Raw genomic sequence first — 18,766 nt, 5'->3', positions numbered from 1 at the left:
ATATTATAAATAATATGAATGTCTAGGATACATCTTATAGCAGTAGGAGGGAGTGTAATGCACAATTTAGCCCTAGCATTATCTAATCAAGGACATCAGATTAGTGGCAGTGATGACCAAATTTATGAACCCGCAAAAAGCAGATTGGCAGCAGCTGGAATCTTGCCAGAAATTGAAGGTTGGGATGCAAATAGGATTGATCAAAAATTAGATCTGGTCATTTTAGGTATGCATGCCAAAAATGACAATCCTGAATTATTGAAAGCCTTGGAGCTTGGTATACGAATACAATCATTCCCTGAGTTTGTTGGTGAACAATTCAGTAATAAAACTCAAATTGTTGTTACAGGTAGTCATGGAAAAACAACAACGACCTCCATGTTAATGCATGTATTTCAAAAGCTTGGAATTTCATTTGATTATCTGGTTGGAGCACAATTGGACGGATTTGACACTATGGTTTCTTTTACAAATGCTCCCTATGCAATCATAGAAGGAGATGAGTATTTAAGTTCATGCCTGGATGCTCGTTCAAAATTTATGCATTACCATCCAACAATCAATATTATCACTGGAGTTGCATGGGACCATTACAATGTATTTCCAACATTTCAATCCTATTTAAATACATTTCAGAATTTAGTAGCCAGTTTAGATGTAGGGTCACATGTGATTTATTATGAAAAGGATCCTCTTTTAATTGAGATTATTTTGCATCATGCTGACCATCTTATGAGTCATCCATATACAGAAGCAAATTCTCAATTAATAAATGGAACTGTATATTTAATTATAAAAGATAAAACCTTTCCGCTCAAAATTTTTGGCAAACACAATATGCAAAATTTGCAAGCAGTTCTGAATACTTGCAGTATTTTAAACATTCCTCTAAATCCAGTTGCAGAAGCCTTAAGTAGCTTTACAGGTGCGGCTAAGCGCATGGAATTAATTTCAGAAAATTCAAACCAAGTTCGATACCGGGATTTTGCACATGCACCTTCAAAGGTTAAAGCAACTATAGAGGCAGTTCGGGAGCGCTACCCTGACAAACGAATCCTTGTAATACTGGAACTTCATACTTATAGCAGTTTGAATAAGGAATTTTTACCTCAGTATAAATACACGGTAGACTTAGCAAATCAAGTAGTTGTTTATTATGATCAAAAAGCATTAGAAATTAAAAGAATGAATTTACTAGACCCTGCTTTCATTAAGTCAGCTTTCGGAAATGATTCCATTAAAGTGTGTGAAAACAAATCACAACTAGAAGAATTTTTAAATAAATATCAATCCGAGTTTGATTTAATTCTGTTTTTAGGAAGTGGGCAATTTGGAGGTATAAGTCTTCAATAATCTTCCTATTTTAATTCAAATCTGCATTGTACTTAAGTGCTTAAAGCAGCATGTGCTTTACATTTCAGGGATCCTATTACGAAATACTTTAATTTCCTGTAGTTTATCTATTTTTGCAGGCTATTCAAATCATATGGCAAGAATATTAAGCTTAAGGGACGCGCTTAGAGAAGCGATGAGTGAAGAAATGAGGCGAGATCCTAATGTTTTTTTAATGGGTGAAGAAGTCGCCCAGTATAATGGTGCATACAAAGTGAGCAAAGGGATGCTGGATGAATTTGGTCCTAAAAGAGTTATTGATACACCTATAGCAGAATTAGGATTTGCTGGTATCGGTGTAGGTGCGGCAATGAATGGCCTGCGGCCGATAATTGAATTTATGACCTGGAATTTTGCGGTTCTGGCCTTTGATCAAATTGTAAATAACGCTGCAAAAACATTGTCACAATCCGCGGGCGAATTTAATTGTCCAATTGTTTTCAGAGGACCCAGCGGTGCTGCAGGTCAACTGGCACAACAACATAGCCAAAGCTTTGAAAGTTGGTTAGCTAACTGTCCTGGATTAAAAGTAGTTTCTTGTATTGATCCATATGATTCTAAAGGTCTTATGAAATCAGCAATTCGAGACAATGATCCGGTTTGTTTTATGGAGTCTGAGTCATTTTATGGACTTCAGGGAGAAGTACCAGAGGATGAGTACCTGGTACCTATTGGTAAAGCGATAGTCCGTAAAGAAGGAACTGATGTTACGATAGTTTCCTATAATAAAATGATGGAAGTAGTTAAACAAGCAGCATTAGAATTAGAAAAAGAAGGAATTCATGCAGAGATAATCGATTTAAGAACTATTCGTCCTATGGATTATGAAACCATCGTACAATCTGTTAAAAAGACAAATCGATTAGTCGTTGTGGACGAAAGCTGGCCATTTGCGGGCGTTTCATCTGAAATTGCGTACACTATTCAAAAACATGCATTTGACTATCTTGATGCACCAGTAACGAGAGTAAATGCAGCGGATACATCCCTGGGATATGCTCCAACTATGGTCCAAGAGTATCTTCCGAATCCTGAGAAAGTGATTAAGGCAGTTAAAAGTGTATTGTACAGATAGCACTTTTTAGTTAATTACACTTTTAAAGCAAGAAGTTCTGCATTATTTAGGAGCACCGTATTACCTGCTTGCAATGTACCTAATTGTATGGGTCCAATTGAAATTCTAATAAGTCGCAGTACCGGAAAGCCTACAGCTGCAAACATTCTCCTGACTTGTCGATTCTTTCCTTCATGGATTGTTATTTCGATCCACCGGTCTGGGATGGATTTACGGAGTCGGATGGGAGGTATTCTTTCTGGATAAGTCGGTATTTTATCCATCAATTTAACTGTTGCAGGTAATGTTGTATGTGATTTTCCATCAATTTTAATTAAAATCCCAGATTCGAGTTTTTTCAATGCTTCTTGGGTTGGAATTCCTTCTACCTGGGCTAAATATGTTTTCGGCATTTTAAATTTTGGGTTTAAAAGCTTATTATTTAATGCAATATCATCTGATAAAATTAATAATCCTTCACTGTCTTTATCCAATCTTCCAATTGGGTAAACTGCTTTTGGAAACTTAAATACATCCTGGAGAGTTACTTGTTCAGGCTCTTTTTTGCTAAACTGACTTAAGACTCCATAAGGTTTATATATTTTGTAATAGTACATTTTATAGTTTGTTTTAGTCCATTTAGGGTTTCAAAATTACCTTCATATTTAAACAAAATCATATATTTAAAACTTTTAGAGTCATTTTATTATAAGTTTTAAACATTTTTAATGCGTTTTCCACAACCATAGCAAGAATTAACATTTTGTATTTAACGCCTTTTCAGTTTTTTACCCAAGTTTTCCACATTATGTTGATAATTATTGTAAAAAATCAAACAAAGTTCGTTGTATTTTTGAGCTAAATATAATAATTATTGATAATATGATTTTTGTATGGATCACAATTTATTAAATCAGATTTCTAAATATAAATCAAAGCAATACATATTAAGTAAAAAAATATATCAAAATTTTTGTTATATAATATTAAGTTTTAAATACATTTGAACCACAATTACCCGATCAGCTTACCAAACTCAAACAGCAAGAGCCAATGAATTACCGTTCAGAACCAATTCTTACCGAAAATCCCGATCGATTTGTCATATTTCCAATAAAGCATGATGATATTTGGCAATTTTACAAAAATTCTGAAGCTTCTTTTTGGACTGCCGAAGAAATAGATCTTGCTCAGGACCTGGAAGATTGGCAGCATAAATTAACTTCTGACGAAAAACATTTTATTAAACATGTCCTTGCATTTTTTGCAGCAAGTGATGGAATTGTTAATGAAAACCTTGCTGAAAACATGGTCAGGCTGGTTCAGTATCCAGAAGCTAAATTCTTTTATGGTTTTCAGATCATGATGGAAAATATTCATTCAGAGACCTATTCCTTATTAATTGATACTTATATTAAGGATCCTGTAGATAAAGATTTCCTTTTCCACGCTGTTGACAACCTGGAATGTGTTAAAAACAAGGCAGATTGGGCAATGCGTTGGATAAAAAAAGGTAGTTTTCAGGAACAGTTAATTGCTTTTGCTGCAGTAGAAGGAATATTCTTTAGTGGATCATTTTGCAGTATTTTTTGGCTTAAAAAGCGCGGGCTCATGCCAGGCTTAACCTTCTCTAATGAATTAATCTCAAGAGATGAAGGAATGCATTGTGATTTTGCATGTTTATTATACAATCAGCATATTAATAACAAACTTCCAAAGGAGACAGTCGAAGCAATCATCAAGGATGCTGTTGAAATTGAGAAAAATTTCGTTACCGATGCAATACCAGTTGCTTTAATCGGTATGAACGCAGAATTGATGTGTCAATATATTGAGTTTGTTGCTGATAGACTATTGATAGCATTAGGAAATCCTAAAGTTTACAATTCTCAAAATCCATTCGCCTTCATGGAAATGATCTCCGTGCAAGGTAAAACCAATTTTTTTGAAAAAAGGGTGTCGGAATACCAAAAATCGGGCGTAACAACGGGACATGCTCCGAAGGTATTTACCATAGACGAAGAGTTTTAACCCGTAGTTTTTTTTTTAACCCTTTTTTGATTTTTAATCTATACTTATTATGCAAGTACTAAAACGTAACGGCAAGCGGGAAGAAGTCAGTTTTGATAAAATTACAGCCCGTGTGAAGAAATTGTGCTATAGCCTCGATAGTAAATTTGTTGACCCAATAGAAATTGCTAGAAAAGTAATTACCGGACTTTTCAACGGTGTTACGACATCGGAATTGGATAATCTGGCCGCAGAAACTGCCGCAAGTTTTGCAACGATACATCCTGATTATGCAATCCTTGCAGCTAGAATTGCGGTATCAAATCTGCATAAAAACACCAATAAGTCCTTTTCTGAAACTATGGAATTGCTATATCAATATATCGATCCAAAAACTAGCCAGAAAGCAGGCCTTATAAGCGATGAAACGATTAGTGTAATTCGAAATCATGCAGACTTATTAGACTCTGCAATTATTTATGATAGAGATTATAGTTTTGATTATTTTGGATTTAAGACATTAGAAAAATCGTACTTATTAAAAGCCAATAAAAAAGTAGTTGAAAGACCACAACATCTTTTAATGAGAGCCGCTGTAGGGATTCATGGTGAAAATATAGATGCTGCAATCGAAACCTATAATTTAATGTCAGAGAAATGGTTTGTCCATGCGACTCCAACATTATTTAATGCGGGTACACCAAAACCGCAATTGTCTTCCTGTTTTTTATTAAGTATGGTAGATGATTCAATCTCTGGAATTTTTGAAACCTTAAGTCGCTGTGCAAAAATCTCACAATCTGCTGGTGGAATCGGTTTAAGCATTCATAATATTCGGGCGAAAGGAAGTTATATAAAAGGAACTGGAGGTTCATCCAATGGCATTATTCCAATGTTGCGCGTATTTAATGACACCGCACGATATGTAGATCAGGGTGGAGGAAAACGCAAAGGTGCATTTGCTATTTATATTGAACCTTGGCATGCGGATATTGAAGATTTTTTAGAATTAAAAAAGAATCATGGCAAAGAAGAAATGAGAGCTCGTGATTTATTTTTTGCCCTTTGGATACCTGACTTATTTATGCAACGAGTTTTAGATGATGCAGATTGGTCCTTGTTCTGTCCAAATGAAGCACCCGGTCTATACGATTCCTATGGCGAAAAATTTGAAACTTTATATCATCAATATGAAGCGGATGGCAAAGCGCGTAAAACAGTAAGAGCGCAGGAATTATGGTTTCAAATTTGTCAAAGTCAAATAGAAACGGGAACGCCATATCTATTATACAAAGATGCTTGTAATGAAAAATCAAATCAGAAAAATTTAGGCACTATACGTTCTTCAAATCTATGCACAGAAATACTTGAATATACTTCAGCCGAGGAAGTTGCAGTTTGTAATTTAGCTTCTATTTCATTACCTAAGTTTGTTGAAAATAATACGTTTGATTTCAAAAAATTGGCAGCTGTAACAAAAGTAATAACGAGAAATTTAAATCGAATCATTGATATTAATTATTACCCAATTCCAGAAGCCAAAACATCCAATTTTAGACATCGCCCAATTGGCATTGGCGTACAAGGTTTGGCAGATGCTTTTATTTTAATGAGAATGCCATTCGATAGTGATGAAGCGAAACAATTAAACAAAGATATTTTTGAAACAATATATTTTGCTGCTGTAAAAGAAAGTTGCGAACTTGCAAAAAAGCATGGCAGTTATGAAAGTTTTAAAGGCTCACCCATGAGCCAAGGAATATTTCAATTTGATATGTGGGGAGTGACTCCAGACTCCAAACGTTGGGATTGGGATTCCTTAAAAAAAGAGGTCATCCAAAACGGTTTAAGAAACAGTCTATTACTTGCACCTATGCCGACTGCAAGTACTTCACAAATTTTAGGTAATAATGAGTGCTTTGAACCTTATACTTCAAACTTTTACACTCGAAGAACCTTATCTGGAGAATATATTGTAATCAATAAACATTTATTAGAAGATCTCGTAAAACTTGGTCTTTGGAATCAAGAAATGAAAGAAATGTTGATGTTAAATAATGGGTCTATTCAAACGATTCCCAACATCCCGCAACATTTAAAAGAACTTTATAAAACAGTCTGGGAGATAAGCCAAAAAGCAGTCATAGACATGGCTGCAGATCGAGGTGCATTTATCTGTCAAAGTCAAAGCTTAAATCTGTTTCTTGAAAGCGCTACCGTAAATAAATTAGGCTCAATGCATTTCTATGCTTGGAAAAAAGGTTTAAAAACCGGTATGTATTACCTCAGAACAAAATCTGCTGTAGATCCTATTAAATTTACACTAAGTGAAAAGCATCAGCGCAAATTTGTGGATCAAATTGAAGATGTAAAATCAGAAGAATTTACAATGACCACTTCACCAAGTTCTGGTGAAATCAAGATTGAGCAATTGCAGGAAATGTTTGCTGCCACGGAAACTCAAACAATGACAGAAGGACAGTCTTGTACTATGGAAGATGGCTGTGTTTTTTGCCAAGGTTAGAGCGCATACACAGAGTTTATTAATATGGGGCATTTGGGGGAATTTATATTCCCCAATTAAACCTTTTGATCAATCATCCGTCCAAATCTCTTGGTAGGCTTAACTAAAATTAAGGATCAAATTTAAAAAAGGCTTAACTTTCCGAAATGTTTGATTTTTCATTAACGAATATAAATACTGATAATCCGTCGCCTTTATCTGTATTATATGCTTTGTTGCTAAGCTTTTTCCTGTCTTCTTTGATTGCATTTACCTATGAAAAAACAACAGGTCACAATCAATCTCCAGGTCATTTTATACAATCTATGATACTTGGATCTATCATTGCAGCTATTGTAGCTCAGGCAGTTGGTGATAGTATAGGAAGAGGGTTAGGGATGTTAGGAGTGCTTGCAATGATCCGCTTTAGAACAAATATTAACCAGCCAAGAAACATGATTTTTATTTTTGCTGCGCTGGCATCTGGAATAGCTTGTGGTGTATTTGCTTTTAATATAGCGCTCTATGGCTGTGTACTTTTTTGTGTTTTGGCTTTTTTATTAGACTTATCACCATTAAGTAATTATCCTAAAAAATCCCAAACTATAAAGGTTACATTTGATCAAGATGCTCGTATTGGAGAAAAGAGCATTCGTGAATATTTTGTCCAGGCTAAAATTGCAGCAGAACTCATCAGAATAGATATTTCACTAGAATCAGGTAGAACTGATAAAAGTTATATTTGGGAAGTCAAATCTTCACAAAATATTGATGAAAATAGTTTAATAGAATCTATCTCCGCCTTATCTGAAGTTAAATCAATACGATATAATTTGAGATCAGAAGAAGAAAGTATTTGAGGTTTAAAATTGTTGAATGAAAAATATTATAGCATGCTTACTATTGCTAATATGCAATAGTGTTAAAGCACAAAAACTTCCATCGGAAGTCCAATTCTCAACCGATGGGAAACGGTTAATAACAGGAATTTCTGAAGTAGCAGGACTTTACAACACTGAAAAATTAAGACGTGTAGATCTGATATTTGATCAGCCTGATTATTGGACCCAACTAACTAATAATTATCAATCTAAAAAAGATATCGTAGCCAGCCTAATTATAGATGGCGTAACCTATCCAAATGTGGGTGTTCGGTTTAAAGGTCAAACGTCTTATTCCAGAGTAACCAGCCAAAAAAAATCATTTAATGTTACAATGGATTTTTTGGACCCCGAACAAGATTTAAAAGGATATCAAACCTTAAACTTCAATAATGCATTCGAAGATAATAGCTGCACCAGAGAGGTTTTATATGAAAATATTACCAGACCTTTTTGCCCTTCTTTGAAAGCTAACTTTATTCATCTTTATATAAATGGTCAGGATTGGGGACTCTATCCGAATGTTCAAGCTTTAGATGGGGCATATATCAAAGAATGGTTTTTAAGTAACGACGGTACCAGATGGAGATGTGAACGAACCACTGGAGGGATGGGTGGTTTTGGTGCAGGAACTTCGACTTTAAATTATTTAGGTGATGACACGTCAAGTTATAAACCACATTATACATTAAAACATACTACAGTTGATAATCCATGGGCCGATCTTGCAAGAGTTACTAAAGTTTTAAATACGGTCCCTTTGGCGCAATTAGAAGACAGCTTGAATAAAGTATTTGATATTGACCGAGCTCTTTGGTTTTTAGCTAAAGAGATTTTATTTGGCGATGACGATAGCTATGTAAATAAAGGAGGAATGGATTATTATGCAATTTACCAAAAAGACGTAGAGCGACTCATTCCACTTGAATATGATGCAAACTCAGTGATGAAAGGACAGACTACGAATTGGTCAATATTCTTAAAAGAGGCTGATGTAAAATTCCCATTAACAAACAGACTTTTTGCTGTTCCGGCATTAAGACAAAGATACTTAGCGCATGTTAGAAGCCTTTTTAATGCTACATTAGACTCCACCTACTTCACAAATTATATCAACACATTCTACAATCATATCGATTCCGTAGTAACTAGTGATCCAAAAAAATTCATGACGTATTCTGCATTTCAAGCAGAAAAAAATGTTCTAATAAATTGGATGCGAAGTCGAAGAACATTTGTTTTAAACAATACAGAATTCAAGCAAATAGGTGCTACTATTTCTGATGTGCAATTTTTGACAAATGGGGTACCGTTCAAAACTCCAGATGAAACTCAAGAAGTAACGATTCAAGCAACAATCAGTGGTAACATAGCAGCAAAGCAAGTAAATTTATATTTTGCACCAGGTTATGATGGCTATTTTAACAAAATCGTAATGTATGATGATGGAAACCATAACGACAACCAAGCGAAGGATGGAATATATGCAGCTTCTATTCCAGCCTATCCAAACGGTAATTTTATAAGATATTATATTGAATCTATTGCCAATAATACTGCAGGAACTACTAAATATTCACCAGAAGGTGCGGAACATGACGTTTACATTTATCAAGTAGAATTAAAAAATTCATCGGCCACTGAAATTGTAATTAACGAATTTATGGCTTCGAATTCAACTACGATGGCTGATCAGGATGGTGAATTTGATGATTGGATCGAACTCTACAATAATTCAAATAAAGAAATTGATATCAGTAATTGGATTTTAACTGATAATCCAACAAACCTTGATAAATATCGTTTTCCTTACGGCACCAAACTTATTCCAGATAGTTATTTAATTATTTGGGCTGATGAAAATGGAAAGCAAACAGGCTACCATGCAAATTTTAAACTATCAGCCTCCGGTGAAGAAATTATTTTATTAGATAGCCTAGCTCAACAAGTTGACAAGGTTAGTTTCGGTGCACAACTTACCGACAAAGGATATGCTAGGAAACCAAACGGTAGCGGATCATTTATCGTCCAGGCTCCCACGTTCAATAAGAATAATGATCTTATAATCACAAATTACCAATTTGAAAATTCATCTATAACGATTGTTCCAAACCCAGCAAGCAAATGGATTCAAATCCATACACCGTTTGAAGATTCAACTCCTTTTTCAATCTATAATTTAATAGGAAACAAAGTTCTTGAAGGAAACTATATCAACAAAAATTTAATTGATGTTTCTTTGCTTTCAACAGGCCTCTATGTTATTAAAATTGAAAGCAAATCTTCGAAATTTATCATTCGATAAGCATTTATACGGTCGTGAAAACTATTAACTTTGTATATATATTAGCAATATTATGTATCGTTCTAATATTGCCTTTTATTAAAAAATCCATAAGTAATTCAGATGCTTTTTTTGGTATCGCTGAGAATCAAGTACGAAGCATTAATCTTGGCTTTCCGGTAGAAATAATTGAGATCTTTAAACGACAAGGAGATGCAATCAAAACTGGAGATACCATTGCGCGGTTTAAACGTATTGAAATTGATAAAGAAAAACAAAATCTAGAATTTGATTTAGTAGAACTTGAAAAGAAAAATATAGTAAATCGAGAATTACAAAAAAGTGAGCTCACATTATTATTAAATCATCGAAATGAAATTAATAAAAACTATCACTTAAAATCACAAGAATTAATTAGAAATTCAAATCTACAAAAAGACCTTTTAATACAAGTATATGGTGACTCAAGTAAAACAATATCAAATTCTTCGGTAGCGCATTTAAGAGATGAATTAAATATTAAACTGCAACTTGAGTTATCAGAAATAGATCTTAAAATTAAAAATTTAAATAAAGATATACAACTCAATAATGATGCCTTAGTTGCGAAAACATTAAAAATTAAATCCGAAATAAAGATACTTTCAAACATAGAATTAAATTCATTCCTCTTAAGCCCTGAAAATGGAATTATTGGCCAATTTGAATTTAATCCAGGTGACAAAATACCATCTTACAATAGTATCCTTAAAATTTATGCTACACATCCAAATATTGTAAATACATTCATTGGAGAGGGCTTCATAAGCACGATTCAAAATGGGGACACCGTTCTTATCTCTTCATTAATTAATACAAACTATATTCTTAAAGGTTTTGTTGTTAATCTTGGAACAAGAATAACAGCGCTTCCTGAACGTCTAAAAAAAATACCTGAACTTCGGGCATGGGGCAGGGAAGTACAAATAAATATTCAGCAGGATAATTTGTTTCTACAAGGTGAAAAAGTACGCGTTCAATTGCTAAATCACTAAATATGCACTTCTTTAGATTGATTTGGCAAACCTACTTTCTGTATTCTCTTAGAATACTCTTTTTACTGCTATTAAGTCTTTCCCAAATTGCAGCTCAAAATCCTTATAAAAATTATATTCTAAACAATGATATGCCTCAATACAAATCATTGAATTCACTTTCCGACTACTATAAAACACATGATTTTCATAGTCCGTTAATTAATAGAATTGACCTTAGATCGGAATCTCATGAATATAAACTTAATCAACAGGAATATAGCTTAAGATTTCGTTTTACATCCCCTAAGTATAATTCATATCAAAATAAATTGAACCTTATTGAACAAGAATTTATAAATATTGAATTTCGTTCAATTGAAAATCATGCTACTTATTTAAAATATAAATCTGTTCTTGATTTCATGGAATCAAAAGAATTAAATGAATTGCATTTAAAATCTAATAATTTACGAGAAAAATCATTGAATAACGCAAAGCTTAGATTAGATTATACAAATAAAACAAACTTAGAAAATTATTTTGAAGAGGATTTAAACTATCAAAAATCAAAAAGAGCTCAAGCTGAAACTGAATTTAAATTAACAAATTTATCTAAAGAAATTGGAATTGAATTAAGCGACACTCGTGATAAGGATCATAGAATCACTGTTGCTTTTATTAAGAATGCGTTGGATACTTTTAAAATAATAAATATTTCAATTGAAACTGATAAACTAAATTCAACATTACAAAAAATAAAGATTAAATTAGACCAAGACAAATCAGAAGCGAATAAAATTTTGGATTTTGTACAATTAAAATACCAATCCGACCCGGAAGATCTTTTGTCAAAAAAACTATCTGCCGGAATCAGTTTAAGAATCCCGTACCTCACAATGAGCAAAGCGCTTGAGGAAAACTCAAAAATCAAAGAATTTCAAACACAGTTTAATTTAGAATCGGATCAAAATAAAAAGCAACTAAAAGTCAATTCAATCTATATTGATATTAGAAATCAAATCCATGCATATGAACTGTTGCAACATTCAATTTCAGTGTATACTAAAACCTATGACTTTGATCAAATGGTGAATATTGGTTTTACCGATACTGATTTAATTTTAAAAATTATGATACAGCAAACTAAATATGAGATGGAATTGAAAGAACTTGAATTCAAGATATTTAATAGATATATTGATTTTCTTTATTATACGGATCAATTCTATATAAATCCAAATCGTTATTACTTATCTCAATCCTAAGAATCCTTGAAATAGGAATAATTCAATCGTATATTTACACGTTATAACATCATAAAACTTGAATATCATAAAATGCGGATTGTTTTTTTAGTGATACTTTTTTATACTATTGCTTTTCCACTATCAAGAGGTCAATCGCTTTCTATTGATGCCACCATTATCGATGATCAGGGGAAGCCTATTTTTGGAGTGAATTTAGATCTTATAAAGGAACAGAATATTGCTATACAATCTCAACTAACAGATAGTATTGGGTATGCTAAGTTTACAAACATTGCTGCTGGAGAATACAAATTGCAAATAAAGTATTTAGGTACTCAGACCATTGTAAAACAAATAAGTATTCAAAATTTCAATATTTTACTAGGGAATATTACCCTTTTACCGGATACTAAACTATTAAAGGAAGTTGTTATAAAAGATAAGAAACCATTAGGGAGCATTAAAAATGATACCGTTCAATTTGATGCAAATTCATTTAAAATGATGAACGATGCAACCGCTGATCAATTGGTAGAAAAAATGCCCTCAATAAACAAAGAAAATGGGACTTTAAAAGCTCAAGGAGATGAAGTTAAACAAATTTTAGTTGATGGAAAACCATTTTTTGGAAATGACCCTAATTTATCTTTAAGAAACTTGCCTGCAGAACTTATTGATAAGGTTCAAATATTTGATCAACTAAGTGAGCAATCACAATTTACAGGTATTAATGATGGCAATACTGTAAAAACTATTAACATTGTTACGAAAAATGGAATGAACAATGGACAATTTGGAAAACTCTATGCAGGGTATGGTGTGCATGATAAATACCAAATTGGAACAAACCTTAATTTTTTCGATGGAAACCGGCGAGTAAGTTTGATCGGAATGTCGAATAATGTAAATATCCAAAATTTTGCCGTAGATGATATTCTTGGCGCAATGGGAAATTCTAATAATTCAAGAAACAGGTCAAATTCTGGAAATCCTACAAATCCTAGAAGGGAAGGCCGGGGACCTGGAAATGGTGTAAATGACTTTCTTGTACCTCAATCCGGAGGTATTGCAAAAACGAATGCTGTTGGAATTAACTATACGGATAAACTCGGATCAAAAATTGAATTAAACCTTTCTTATTTTTACAATTTAACTAGTAATAATATTGAAAACGATCTGGATCGAACCTATTTGACAAGTGGCTTTTTAGATCAACATTATTTTGAATCTACAAATTCAAAACCAAAAAATGTCAACCATAGATTAAATGGAAGAGTTGAATATAAAATGGATAGTTTCAATACTTTAATTTTTCGCCCGAGGATAACCATACAATTAAATAAATCAGGTGTCACAAGTGAAAGTGGTACCTATTTAAATGATATCCTTACAAATCATTCATTAAATACAAACAATTCTGATATCCAAGGAAGTAATATTTCAAATAGCCTCTTATTCCGACACCGGTTTGCTAAAATCGGACGATCCGTATCAATAGATCTAAATCATAATATAGCTCCAAAAACAGAAGATCTTGAACAAAATTCTGTAACTACATATGAAACTAAAAATAAATTATTCATTGATACTATAAGTCAAAGATCAGACAATGCGATTAGTAAATGGAGTTTGAGTTCTAATATTGAATATACAGAACCCATAACACTTGAACATTCCGTAGTCCTTAATTATAAAATGAGTTATCAGGAAGATGAAACTGATTTGTCGACCTATGATATATCCTTAGATGGATTATATGGCGAGCAATTCAACTCGTCTTTAAGTAATCATTTTACTTCAAATTCAAAATCACATCAAGTTGGACTAGGGTACCAATTTAATAGAGAGCAAAAATTAAATTTAAGTTCCCGAATCCATTGGCAAACATCAAAATTATTAAATCAACAATATATTCCAATTCAAAATGATAATAATAAAATATTTAATAACATTCTCCCTTCATTGTTTTTAAGATATACGCCAACAAGAACCAAGAGTTTTAATTTACATTACAGAAGTACGACACAACTACCAACTATAAACCAATTACAAAATGTTTTAAACAATTCGAATCCAGTTCAGCTTAGCATCGGAAATCCTAATTTAAAACAAGCGTTAAATCATAATTTCAATATACGCTATTCTTCATCGAATGCAAACTCCAGTATGATTTACCTCATGCTTGGAGGCACTATTACACAAAACTATATTTCAAATCATCTTTATATAAGGAGTCGAAATCATCCTATTTTTAATATTATCGACCTTCCTATTGGGAGTCAATTGAGTATTCCTGAAAATTATGGTATCTCAAAACAGTATAGAGCTTTCTGTTCGTACAGCTTTCCAATTCCAAAAATTAAATGTAATCTTTCCTTAGATGCATCCTATATTTATTCAAAAGCACCAAGTCTGGTTGACAGTTTAATAAATAGATCAACTCAAAACAATACTTCTTTGGGAATTTCACTATCTAGTAATATTAATCAAAAAATTGATTTTAATATTCAATTCAGACCATCATACAATAATTACACTTCAAAAAATATTGAAGATAATTATTTTTATTTTGAGAATAAAGTTCGATTCGCATGGCAGTTCTATAATAGTTTAATCATTAGAATGGATTTGAATTCGAAATCAACGCAAAGTTTAACGGACAGACCTGATCAAACAATCTGGCTTTTTAATCTTGCATTTGGTAAAAAAATATTCAAGAATGAACGTGGCGAAATCGCAATCGGAGTAAATGATTTATTTAATCAAAATATTAACATATTGCAGTCGGTATCTGATTATTATGTTGAAGATTCCAGAACGAATAGTTTACAGCGGTTTCTTATGATTTCTTTTACTTATAATATAAGAAACTATAACTCTGGAAAAAAAGCTACCCAAAATAATACAATGGATCAGGACCGAATGAGGCGTTGGGATGAACGTAGAAACTAAAGGAGTTTTAATTTTTCTAGTTCCTTTTGAAACAATTGCATTCCTAAACTTGCGGAGGCTTTAATAATATGAAGCTGCCGGTGATCTTTTAACTCATAATTAATAACAGGATTTGGATCAATATAATAGATTGGAGTACTATTTTTTAAATAATACATCAAACCAGCTGCGGGATAGACTTGCAAAGAACTACCAATAATTAAAAAAACATCCGCCTCTGCCGTAAGTTCTATGGCGCGATTCATCAAAGGCACATCTTCTCCAAACCATACAATGTGAGGCCTCAATTGAAAACCACTTTCGCATAAATCACCTAATACGATATCCGAATCCCGTGAATATAATTTTTGTTGATCAACTACGCTTCTACATTTTCGCAATTCGCCATGAAGATGGATTACATTTAAACTACCTGCACGCTCATGTAAATCATCCACATTTTGTGTAATTATACTGAGTTCAAATAAATCCTGCAACTCTGCCAACAGTAAATGTGCAGTATTGGGGTTTACAGTTAGTAATTGTTTTCTTCTTTGATTATAAAAATCTAGAACTAAAGCTGGATTTTTATTCCAACCTTCAATACTTGCAACGGTCATTACATCATAGCCTTCCCATAATCCATCAGAATCTCTAAAAGTTTTAATACCACTTTCGGCACTTATGCCAGCACCTGTTAAAACTACTAATTTTGTTTTCATCGTTGAAGGCTTAGAAATGCATCCGGAATTTTTTGAATAACATCGCGTGCCATCATAGACTCAAAGGCACTATTTTGTGCAGCCAGATCTGCTGCATATCCGTGTAAATAAACTCCGACAATACAAGCATCTTTAGCGGTATAGGATTGCGCTAATAACGAACCAATCATTCCACTCAATACATCGCCACTACCACCTTTTGCAAGACCCACATTACCAGAACTATTAAAAAATACATTCTTGTCAGGTGTTACGATTGCTGTGTATTTCCCTTTTAAGACAATGTAAATATTATTTTTTTCAGCTACAAAAATTGCTTTATCCAAACGCTCAAATCCATTTTCCGATTTTCCAAATAAATAATCAAATTCACCAATATGAGGAGTAAGAATGCTACCAGCAGGAATTTTAGAAATTAAATTTTCCAAATGCACTATTTTTAAAGCATCTGCATCTATGAGCATAGGTTTTTTGTAGTGATCCAGAACCTCTATGAACAGTTTGGATATTTTAGTCGTAATCCCTAATCCTGGACCAATAACGATAGTTGAATATTTAGCATAATCTATTTGATTAAAATTTTCAAAAATACTTTCAGGCAGGCCAATTTGGATGATTTCTCTATTTAATGGATCTGAACTAATGGTACATAATCCGGATCCTGTGCGCAGGTTCGCTTCACCACTTAGTAAAGCCGCTCCTGCCATTCCCTCACTACCAGCAATTATTAAAGTATGACCAAAATTGTTTTTGTATTGAAAATTTGATCTCGGTTTATAAAGGGATACAACATCAGAATGCTCTATAAAAAATTTATTTGCTGGAGTTATATCTAAATATTTAGGATCCAAACCAATATTCAGCAATGTAAGCGCTCCGCAATATTGACCTGTATCTGGAATAAGCTGACATAATTTGGGTGCTTGGAGTGTAAGCGTAGTATCCGTATGAAAAAATTCAGACGAAGTCATTTTGTCAGCATCCAAACCAGTTGGTAAATCAACTGAAACCTTAAAATTATGAATATCGTTTAAACGATTAACGAGCAATAGAAGCTCTCCAGAAACTGGTCTATCCACACCGGAACCCAAAACAGCATCTATAATTATGCATGCAGGAACTTGTTCTAAAAAATTAAATCCAGCTTCCGTTGTGAGAAAATTCTTAAAACCAATCTTGACTAATCGTTCATAATTTATTTGAAAATTGCCTGAGACATGACCAGCTACCTGGATTAATACCACATGCACTTCAAAACCAATTAAAGTTAAGATCCGCGCCACAGCTAGTCCATCGCCACCATTGTTACCGTTACCAGCAAAGATGATAAAGCCTCGCCTGGGTTCATATGTTTTAGTGATCCAATTTACAATTTTCATTGCTACCGATTCCATTAAATCAATAGATTGTATACTTTGATTTTGAATGGAAAACTGGTCCCAATTTCGAATTTGATTTACATTATAGACTGGTAACATTTTAATTTATAGTACAATGATAAGCGAATCTATAAAAACTTGGGCTGGCATCATTAACAAATATTAAGAAATATTTTAATATAATGTATAAAATAATTCAAAATATGTTTGAATATTTGCATGAAATCACATAATATTGCTATTCCTAAGGGATTTCTCCATAAACACTCCGTTTTTACATTATTCAAATTTAGTACTAATTTTATTAACTAATTAATAATCAATTAATTATGCCTTTAAAGCATATTTTTATTATTTTAGGGATATCACTCCTTACAACCGATTTTTTAAATGGCCAGGATATTCACTACTCGCAGTATTTCTTGAACTACCCAAGTCAAAGTCCTATTCAAACAGGACTTTATCAGGGAAATCATCGAATTACCGCTAATTACAGGAATCAATGGCAGACTGTAGCCGTTCCTTATTTAACCTTGAGCATGTTTTACGACAGTAAAATCAAGTTAAAATCGAATGGTGACTATATAGGAGCCGGTATTGGTTTTGACTATGACCGGGCAGGTGATTCTGAACTAAGTTTGACTTCTTTAAATGTGTCCTTAAATTATGGATTAACTTTAAAGAAATCCCATTTAATCATAATCGGACTTAGCCCAAATGTTGGTCAAAGAAGACTTTCAGAAGAGAAATTAAAATGGAATAATCAGTGGAATGGTGATCGATATGATCCAAATTTATCTCCAAGAGAGAATTTTAAAACATCCGGTTCCTTCTTTTTAGATTTATCCGGTGGATTGGCATATCAATACTCCTTAACTAAAAGATCCCGAATTCTTCTAGGAGGTGCAATGTTTCACCTATTAGAACCAGATCAAACGTTTTATGGTCTTTCACAAACCAAAGTTCAATTACCACAACGAATGGTTTTGCATGCCAATCTGGATATTGGCATAGGATCCTTTTTAGATTTGATGCTAAGTGGGCAATTTCAACAACAAGATAAATATGAAGAAACCGTTGGTTCTGGCATGTTTAGATTGTATTTGGATAAAAATCCAGGTGTAAAATTGAATTTGTTATTAGGATGTGGAATTAGATTGGAAGATGCCTTTTATCCAATCTTAGCATTAGAATTAAAAAACTGGTTGATTTCAGGTTCTTATGATATTAACACATCCGATTTTAAGACAGCATCCAATAAACGTGGCGGTCCTGAATTGACTGTCCAATATGTTTTTAGAGGTGTAGAACCTGTTGGAATTTACAAAAAATGCCCGATTTATTAAT

At 33.0% G+C, this 18,766-nt stretch carries 13 protein-coding genes; 10 read left to right on the top strand and 3 right to left on the bottom strand.

What is annotated here, in order from left to right; genetic code table 11:
• The first annotated feature begins 18 nt into the window (after positions 1-18).
• Both IPO86_10330 and IPO86_10325 read left to right on the top strand, forming a co-directional pair.
• The gene (locus IPO86_10330) at positions 19-1,353 is read left to right on the top strand and encodes a peptidoglycan synthetase (protein ID MBK9728504.1); all 1,335 of its coding nucleotides are present in this window, start codon (positions 19-21) and stop codon (positions 1,351-1,353) included.
• Between the two features lie 133 nt (positions 1,354-1,486).
• Positions 1,487-2,467 (top strand): pyruvate dehydrogenase complex E1 component subunit beta, encoded by a 981-nt coding sequence (locus IPO86_10325; GenBank protein ID MBK9728503.1) that lies wholly within the window; start codon positions 1,487-1,489, stop codon positions 2,465-2,467.
• A gap of 14 nt (positions 2,468-2,481) precedes the next feature.
• Here the strand turns inward: IPO86_10325 and IPO86_10320 are convergent, their stop codons facing one another.
• Positions 2,482-3,063, bottom strand: a complete 582-nt coding sequence (locus IPO86_10320; protein ID MBK9728502.1) for a pseudouridine synthase — start codon at positions 3,061-3,063, stop codon at positions 2,482-2,484.
• 436 nt (positions 3,064-3,499) lie between these two features.
• Between IPO86_10320 and IPO86_10315 the strand changes: the two genes are divergently transcribed.
• The 7 genes from IPO86_10315 to IPO86_10285 all read left to right on the top strand — a co-directional run bounded on the left by IPO86_10315 (position 3,500) and on the right by IPO86_10285 (position 15,339).
• Positions 3,500-4,477 carry a ribonucleotide-diphosphate reductase subunit beta gene (locus IPO86_10315; GenBank protein MBK9728501.1) on the top strand — a complete coding sequence of 326 codons (978 nt, stop codon included), beginning with the start codon at positions 3,500-3,502 and terminating at the stop codon, positions 4,475-4,477.
• A 49-nt stretch (positions 4,478-4,526) separates the two neighbouring features.
• On the top strand, positions 4,527-6,980 hold the full coding sequence (locus IPO86_10310; GenBank protein ID MBK9728500.1) for a ribonucleoside-diphosphate reductase subunit alpha: 2,454 nt from the start codon (positions 4,527-4,529) through the stop codon (positions 6,978-6,980).
• A 146-nt stretch (positions 6,981-7,126) separates the two neighbouring features.
• Positions 7,127-7,819: a DUF4956 domain-containing protein gene (locus IPO86_10305; protein MBK9728499.1), complete on the top strand. Its 693-nt coding sequence runs from the start codon at positions 7,127-7,129 to the stop codon at positions 7,817-7,819.
• Positions 7,820-7,835: 16 nt separating this feature from the next.
• Positions 7,836-10,145: a CotH kinase family protein gene (locus tag IPO86_10300; GenBank protein ID MBK9728498.1), complete on the top strand. Its 2,310-nt coding sequence runs from the start codon at positions 7,836-7,838 to the stop codon at positions 10,143-10,145.
• A 68-nt stretch (positions 10,146-10,213) separates the two neighbouring features.
• Positions 10,214-11,158: a hypothetical protein gene (locus IPO86_10295; protein ID MBK9728497.1), complete on the top strand. Its 945-nt coding sequence runs from the start codon at positions 10,214-10,216 to the stop codon at positions 11,156-11,158.
• Positions 11,159-11,160: 2 nt separating this feature from the next.
• Positions 11,161-12,405: a hypothetical protein gene (locus tag IPO86_10290; protein ID MBK9728496.1), complete on the top strand. Its 1,245-nt coding sequence runs from the start codon at positions 11,161-11,163 to the stop codon at positions 12,403-12,405.
• A 72-nt stretch (positions 12,406-12,477) separates the two neighbouring features.
• The gene (locus IPO86_10285) at positions 12,478-15,339 is read left to right on the top strand and encodes an outer membrane beta-barrel protein (GenBank protein MBK9728495.1); all 2,862 of its coding nucleotides are present in this window, start codon (positions 12,478-12,480) and stop codon (positions 15,337-15,339) included.
• On the opposite strand, the gene IPO86_10280 is transcribed toward IPO86_10285, so the two are convergent.
• Both IPO86_10280 and IPO86_10275 read right to left on the bottom strand, forming a co-directional pair.
• A complete protein-coding gene (locus IPO86_10280; GenBank protein ID MBK9728494.1) occupies positions 15,336-16,040 on the bottom strand; it encodes an NAD-dependent deacylase in 705 nt (234 codons plus the stop codon). The two genes, IPO86_10285 and IPO86_10280, sit on opposite strands and share 4 nt — an antisense overlap.
• Positions 16,037-17,518: an NAD(P)H-hydrate dehydratase gene (locus tag IPO86_10275; protein ID MBK9728493.1), complete on the bottom strand. Its 1,482-nt coding sequence runs from the start codon at positions 17,516-17,518 to the stop codon at positions 16,037-16,039. The genes IPO86_10280 and IPO86_10275 overlap by 4 nt, the downstream gene beginning before the upstream one ends.
• Positions 17,519-17,748: 230 nt before the next feature.
• Between IPO86_10275 and IPO86_10270 the strand changes: the two genes are divergently transcribed.
• Complete coding sequence (locus tag IPO86_10270; protein ID MBK9728492.1) at positions 17,749-18,765, top strand: PorP/SprF family type IX secretion system membrane protein; 1,017 nt, start codon at positions 17,749-17,751, stop codon at positions 18,763-18,765.
• Position 18,766: the final 1 nt, after the last annotated feature.

This window comes from Saprospiraceae bacterium (genome assembly GCA_016717265.1).
GTDB lineage: Bacteria > Bacteroidota > Bacteroidia > Chitinophagales > Saprospiraceae > Vicinibacter.
This window is presented reverse-complemented; position numbering and strand designations above follow the sequence as displayed.